The 6,864-nt window shown below is 42.6% G+C and carries 6 protein-coding genes; 1 reads left to right on the forward strand and 5 read right to left on the reverse strand.

What is annotated here, in order from left to right:
• The first annotated feature begins 132 nt into the window (after positions 1–132).
• Positions 133–1,389, forward strand: a complete 1,257-nt coding sequence (locus AB1488_12065; GenBank protein MEW6410820.1) for an HD domain-containing phosphohydrolase — start codon at positions 133–135, stop codon at positions 1,387–1,389.
• Here AB1488_12065 and AB1488_12070 read toward each other — a convergent pair.
• The 5 genes from AB1488_12070 to AB1488_12090 form a co-directional block, all read right to left on the reverse strand.
• A complete protein-coding gene (locus AB1488_12070) occupies positions 1,386–2,072 on the reverse strand; it encodes a Crp/Fnr family transcriptional regulator (protein ID MEW6410821.1) in 687 nt (228 codons plus the stop codon). The genes AB1488_12065 and AB1488_12070 overlap by 4 nt on opposite strands.
• Positions 2,069–3,550, reverse strand: a complete 1,482-nt coding sequence (locus AB1488_12075; GenBank protein ID MEW6410822.1) for a long-chain fatty acid--CoA ligase — start codon at positions 3,548–3,550, stop codon at positions 2,069–2,071. The genes AB1488_12070 and AB1488_12075 overlap by 4 nt, the downstream gene beginning before the upstream one ends.
• 9 nt (positions 3,551–3,559) lie before the next feature.
• Positions 3,560–3,916 (reverse strand): response regulator, encoded by a 357-nt coding sequence (locus AB1488_12080; protein MEW6410823.1) that lies wholly within the window; start codon positions 3,914–3,916, stop codon positions 3,560–3,562.
• Positions 3,917–3,918: 2 nt separating this feature from the next.
• Positions 3,919–5,997, reverse strand: coding sequence for a PAS domain S-box protein (locus AB1488_12085; protein MEW6410824.1), 2,079 nt, complete (start codon positions 5,995–5,997; stop codon positions 3,919–3,921).
• Between the two features lie 90 nt (positions 5,998–6,087).
• On the reverse strand, positions 6,088–6,864 hold a 777-nt coding region (locus AB1488_12090; GenBank protein MEW6410825.1), incomplete at its 5' end, for a glycosyltransferase.

Genomic DNA, 6,864 nt, shown 5'->3' on the forward strand with positions numbered 1-6,864 from the left:
ACGGTTCTATTTTATTGACAGTAAACCACCCCACCCAAAGGGTGGAGCTTTGTTAAAGGGAATAACTTTCATCTAACCTATTCATCCCCGCCCAAAGGGTGGGGCTTTCTGGTGGGGTGGTAAAGATAAAAGATGATAAAAGAACCTCGTATTTCATTGCTTGATTTAATTCTCTCCATTTCAGACGCTATGGACCTGGCTCACCCATTGGTAGCCAATCACCAAGAGCGGGTTGCCTACATTGCCTTTAGCATAGCAAAGGAGATAGGCTTATCCGTCAAAGAACAGAACGATATAATATTTGCTGGTGCAATACATGATATAGGATTACTTACACTCGAAGATAAGATGACTGCACTCGAATTCGAGTTTAAAGACCCATACAGGCACGCAGAGATTGGCTATCGGGCACTGAGAATGTCCGAACAATTCTCTAAATCCGCTGTCCTTATCCACTATCACCATACCAGGTGGAACAATGGGGCAGGTGCTAATGTAGAAGGAGAAGATGTCCCCATAGGAAGTCATATCCTTCATCTCTCTGACCGCATAGAGATAAGCATAGACAGGCAACAGGAGATATTAGGACAGGCAAAAAAGATTCGTAGCAGGATTGAAGAACATTCTGGAGAGATGTTTATGCCTGAATTGGTTGATGCATTTATAAATTTATCTAAAAAGGAATACTTCTGGCTCGATGCAACATCACAACATATTGGTTTAATTCTTCCTACAGTATCACTGATGCCGAGTTTCCTCTTAGGAGTAGAAAGTCTTACAGGCATAACTGATGTCTTTCGTAAAATCATTGACTTCAGGAGTAGATTCACCGCTACCCACACCAGTGGGATTGCTGCTACCTCAGAGATGCTCGCAAGACTGATGGGATTCTCTCAAAGGGAGTACAACATAATGAGAATCGCAGGCAACCTCCATGACCTCGGAAAACTGGCTGTGCCTTCAGAAATCCTTGAGAAACCAGCAAGTCTGAATGAGGATGAGTTCAATGTCATACGAAGCCATACATACCATACATATCGTCTCCTTGAAAGGATTAAAGGGCTGGAGACGATAAATGAGTGGGGTGCATTTCACCATGAACGTATGGATGGAAGGGGCTATCCATTCCATCACAAAGGAGAAGACCTAACACTCGGCTCACGGATAATGGCGGTTGCAGATGTATTTACAGCCATTACAGAAGACCGTCCTTACAGAAAGGGAATGGCACTCGATAGAGCCCTGCAGGTTGTCCAGCAGATGGCGGAACATGGGTCACTGGATTCGTATGTTGTATCGATATTAAAAACTCACTCGAATGAGATTGATGCCGCCCGTGTATCCGCCCAGTCAGCAGCAGTGGAGGAGTATCGAGAAACGTTAGATTAGAAATCCTCTGTAATCTCTTTTAGTCTGTTTTTATCTATAATAACCGTCTTCCCGTTCTTTATATCTATTATCCCCATCTTCCTGAACCTGCTCATAGTCCTTATTGCTGTCTCTACAGTCGTCCCAACCATCTCTGCAATATCCTGTCTCGTGAGTTTTATATCAATCCTTATGCCTCTCCCTTCAGGCAGACCAACCCTCTCTGAGAGTTTGAGGAGTATTGAGGCGATCCTTCTTTCAACCCTTTCAATGGCGAGTGCCTTCATCATATCGTGTGCGTCCCTCAGCCTTTTTCCCATGGCAGAGACTACATCGAGTGCAACAGAAGGAAACCTATCCATAACAGCAAAGAGATTCTTCCTCGATATCTTTATAACAACTGTATCATCCATCGCCTGTGCGGATGCAGGATAGGGTTTTCTGTCGAGCACTGCGACCGCACCGAACATTTCACTGGGTGGCACAATCTCGAGGATGATCTCCTTTCCATCAGCAGAGTGTTTGAGTATCCTTACCATTCCCTTAGAGACAACATAAAACCACTCAGAATCGTCATTTTCCCAGAAGATATATTCACCTTTTTTATAGTTCTCTTCAATAAAAAGACGGGCTAACAACTGAATCTCTTTACCATCAAGGGAGGCAAAGAGAGGAAGTCTTGAAATAATCTCTTCGTTTTTCATCCCTTTTTTAACTCCCTTTTCAGTATCTTCCCTGTTGGATTTTTTGGAAGAGAATCCCTGAATTCCACCTGTTTCGGCACTTTGAATATCGCAAGGTGCTCTCTACAGTAATCCCTTATCTCCTTTGGTGTAGAGATTTGACCATCTTTAAGCACCACAAAAGCCTTTGGTATCTCACCTGTATCTTTATCAGGTATACCGATAACCGCTACCTCTGAAACCTTTTGGTGCCTCAAGAGAACCTCTTCTATCTCTCTCGGATATACATTCATTCCGTTTACTATTATCATATCCTTTTTCCTGTCAACGATGTAGAGATAGCCATCGTTATCTATTCTCCCTAAATCCCCTGTAAAGAGCCAGCCATTTCTGAGTGTCTTTTCTGTTTCCTGAGGATTCCCCCCGTAGCCACGCATAACATTTGGACCACTGACAACAATCTCTCCGACCTCACCAGCAGGCAATTCAGTCCCATCATCAGAAACAATTCTCACAGAAACACCCGGCAGGGGCAGTCCAACAGAGCCTGCCTTTCTCACACCTTTAAGTGGATTCACCGATACCACAGGGGATGCCTCAGAGAGACCATAACCTTCAATGAGTGGAATCTGAAATCTTTCTTCAAATCTCCTGAGTATATCCTCAGACAGTGGTGCTGCACCCGACACGCATAGCCTGAGATTGAAAAATTTCAGCAATATCCACGGTATCCTTCTTTTTAAAAGGATATTGTAAATCGCTGGCACAGCCACAAAGATGGTTATCCGCTCAAGTAACAGTGCCTTTATCAATTGGGAGAATGGTCTTACCGATGGCAGGATAATAATCCTTGCACCAACACTGAGGGGGACAAGCACACACACCGTAAAAGTGAATGAATGGAACATAGGGAGGAAAAGCAACATCCTGTCTTTATCTGTAACCTCTATCGCCTCTCTGCAGGCTATAACATTGGAGATAAGATTACTGTGTGTAAGCATTGCACCTTTGGGGAAACCTGTTGTCCCTGATGTATAGATGATAACTGCTGTATCATCCGCAAGGGGGGAGGGTATGGAAGAGGGCATCCCAGCCCTTCTCCTCAAAATCTCCGCTATATCCATCACTCTGATATCTTTTATGCCACTCACTATTCCTGAGAGATCTGATGAGGTGATAACGAGTTTTGCACCGCAATCCCTTATGATATACGATACCTCTTCTCCTGTAAGCATAGTATTAAGTGGAACCGCTATAGCACCTATCCTTAATATCCCGAAATAGGAGATGATGTAATCAGAGGAATTCCTAAGGAGTAACGCTACCCTATCACCACTGGTTATACCGAGTGTTAAAATGACAGAGGAAAAACGCTCAATAAGTGTTAAGATCTCTTTGTATTTTAGCTTCTTTCCATCGAATATCAGAGCAGTTCTGCGAGAATGTTGTATGGCTGCATTATAGAGAAGGTCAAGCAGGGTTTTATCAGAAGTTTCCATAAAATTACACTAATAACACTCCTCGAGGAGTCTCTTTATCGTATCCTTCAACTCTGTAAGGTCTGAGGACTTGACAACATATTCATCTGACGCCCATACATTGAAATTATCCATATAATCATATGCAGTGCATATCACAACAGGCAATCTCGGGTTATATTCCTTAATCTTTTTTAATGTCTCAATACCATCAAGTCCTGGCATCAGTATATCAAGTGTAACAAGATGGGGGTGGTGTTCCTTAACAACAGATAAGGCTACCTCACCACTCTCTGCCAGTATCACAGTATATCCCTCACCTTCCAGCTCCTGTCTGTAAAGTTCAAGGATATCCGTATCGTCATCAACCACTAATATCTTAAACATTTTCACCTCCCCTGCGGAAGTTTAATGATAAATGTTGCGCCGATACCTTTTCTATTAATGACCTCTATATCTCCCCCATGTCTTTCTATTATCCTGTGAGCAATAGCAAGACCAAGCCCTGTCCCTGAGGATTTCGTAGTAAAAAATGGATCGAAGATATGCTCAATGGCGCCCTTCTCAATACCTCTACCCGTATCGCTTATCTCGATAAGCACAATCTTCCCATCCGGAGATGGCTGAAGAACAGCCTTTATAAACACCTCCCCATCCCTTCCAACAGCCTGTAGTGCATTTTTTAGTATGTTGATTATTGCCTGTTTGAGTTGTTCTTGGTCGACAGAGATGGAAATCTCCTTTTTTGGAATGTCTTTAAATATCCTTATCCCCTTTTCCTCAGACTCTGCAGTAAAGATAGAGACAATATCGCTAAGAAGGCTATTCAGGTTGCATTCCTGAAGATGAAGTGGTGCCTCTTTAACAAAACTCATCAGGTCATGGAGTATACCTTCCAGCCTGTTTACTTCTTTTATTATTATATCGGTAGCTTTCTGTTTCTCAATATCTTTTTCTTTATCGAATTCCCTTACCATGCGTCTGGCAAATCCACCAATGGATACAAGGGGATTGCGTATCTCATGGGATATCTTCATCGCCATCTCTCCGAGTACAGCCATCTTCTCTGAGTTTGCAAGTTCTCTCCTGAGCCTCCTATCTTCTGTAACATCCCTTAACACATGGAGGGCACCTATTAATTCTCCTTCTGTGTTAAACATAGGCGTAATAGACGAAAGGAAAACACCATTCATCCTGCTGTCTTCAACCTCCTCAACAATCCTCTCTCTGGTTTTGATAGCCCTTTCATGAAATCTGTGAAAAAAAGGTAGGAGTTCACCACATTTTCTCCCGATAATCTCATCCTCAGAGAAGCCAAGTCTTTTACTCATAGCCCTGTTGACCCTTTTTATTCTGTAGTTATTATCACTGAAGAATATCATATCATCAATGGTATTGAATATATTTTCCATCTCTATCTCTGCATTTACAATCTTTTCAAATAGCTGTGCATTCTCGATAGAAGATGCGGCATGGTTGGCGAACATCATAAGCGTATTAATATCATCATCCGTAATGGGTCTCCCTGAATAAAGATTATCTACAACTATCACACCTATTACCTTGTCTTTTGCTACTAGTGGGACGGTTGCAAAACTGTTAGTCCCGAAGCGCTCAATGAAAAAGGCATTTACCCTGTGATCGCTTTTTGCATCAGGTATATTAAATGGCTTTTTTTCAAACACAGTCAATGACATCACTGTCCTTTCACCCGAGATATCAATCTCTATATCCTTCATGAGTCTATCAAGATAAGACTCTGAAATCTCACCGATAGTCGCAATCATAGACTCAAGGGTTATCTTATTTTCGCTTAATTCGGACCATATCCTGCCTGCCTCCTCAGGACTCGATGGACCAACACCCATCATACCCTTAAGGGTGGTTCCATCCTCATCCAGCAAGAATAGCATCGCCCTGTTAAAACCGAGCCCATCGCCCATTGTCACAGCAGTGAGGATAATCCTGAGTAATCTATCAAGATTGAGGGTACCTCTCATCGCCTTGCTTATAAGGTAAAGCCGGGACAGTTCATGCATCCTTTTTATTAACTCTTTCTCGACTCTCTTTTTCTCGGTAATATCCTTTGCTATCCCGGAGATACCTATAACTTTCCTTTCAGAGTTTATTATCGGTGATAATGTCAGGACGATATCTATAATGGTTCTATCCTTTCTTCTCCTTACAGTCTCAATATCTCTAATCGTCTCACCCCTTTTTATCCTCTCAAGAAATTCTCTTTCCTCCCCCATCAACCATTCTGGAACCATTGGTAAGAATTTCCCTACAGCCTCTTCTGCTGTAAATCCATACATCTTCTCAGCACCCTTGTTCCAGGAAGTGATGATACCATTGAGGTCTGATGTGACGATTGCATCTGCAGTATTATCTATAATGCTCTGGAGGTGGTCCCTTGTCTCTTTGAGTCTATTTATACTTTCTATGTAATCTTTATTCTGCTCTTGCATGTTGTCCAAAATATGAGTGAAAAATAGGTCAGGCATCCTGCCTGACATCCGAGGCAAGCCTGTCCTGGCGTCAGGCCAGGGATGCCTCGTCTATTTTCTGGTTGTTGTTCCCTTTACCTTCTCATATAGTTTTATATATTTCTCCGCTGATGCCTCCCATGAAAAATTACACTGCATGGCATTGGCTACGAGTCTTCCCCAGAGTTCTTTATCCCTGTATATTTCCTTTGCACGCCTTATAGCATTGAGCATTGCCTCTGAGGAGTAATCCTCAAATGTGAAACCATTACCTGTCCCTTTATCAGGATTAAATTCCTCAACTGTATCAGCAAGCCCACCTGTCTTTCTTACAATTGGAATCGTTCCATACCTGAGACTTATGAGCTGACCGAGTCCACAGGGTTCATACCTTGAGGGCATAAGGAAAAAATCAGAGCCAGCATATATACGTCTCGCAAGCACAGGATCAAAACGGAGATTTACAGAAACACTCTTGGGATACTTCTTTTTAACATCTTTGAATACCCTGTGGAAGTGCTCCTCACCTGTACCAAGGATTACTACCTGAAATCCCTCTGATATTATTTTATCTATTGTCTCTGCTACAAGGTCAACTCCTTTCTGTGCAGCAAGCCTTGTAATCATACCTATGATTGGCATACCCTGCGTTCCTCTTATGGCGAGCCGGAGTTGTCTCTGAAGGTCTCTCCTGCATACACCCTTACCCTCAATTCTATTTAGACCATAGGGCTCTTTTATATTACTATCTATAGATGGATTCCACTCATTATAATCTATACCATTAATCACCCCATAGAGATCTCTGCTTCTTTTCCTCAGAACACCGTCAAGTCCAAAGCCATACTC

It is taken from the genome of Nitrospirota bacterium, assembly GCA_040756155.1.
GTDB lineage: Bacteria > Nitrospirota > Thermodesulfovibrionia > JACRGW01 > JBFLZU01 > JBFLZU01.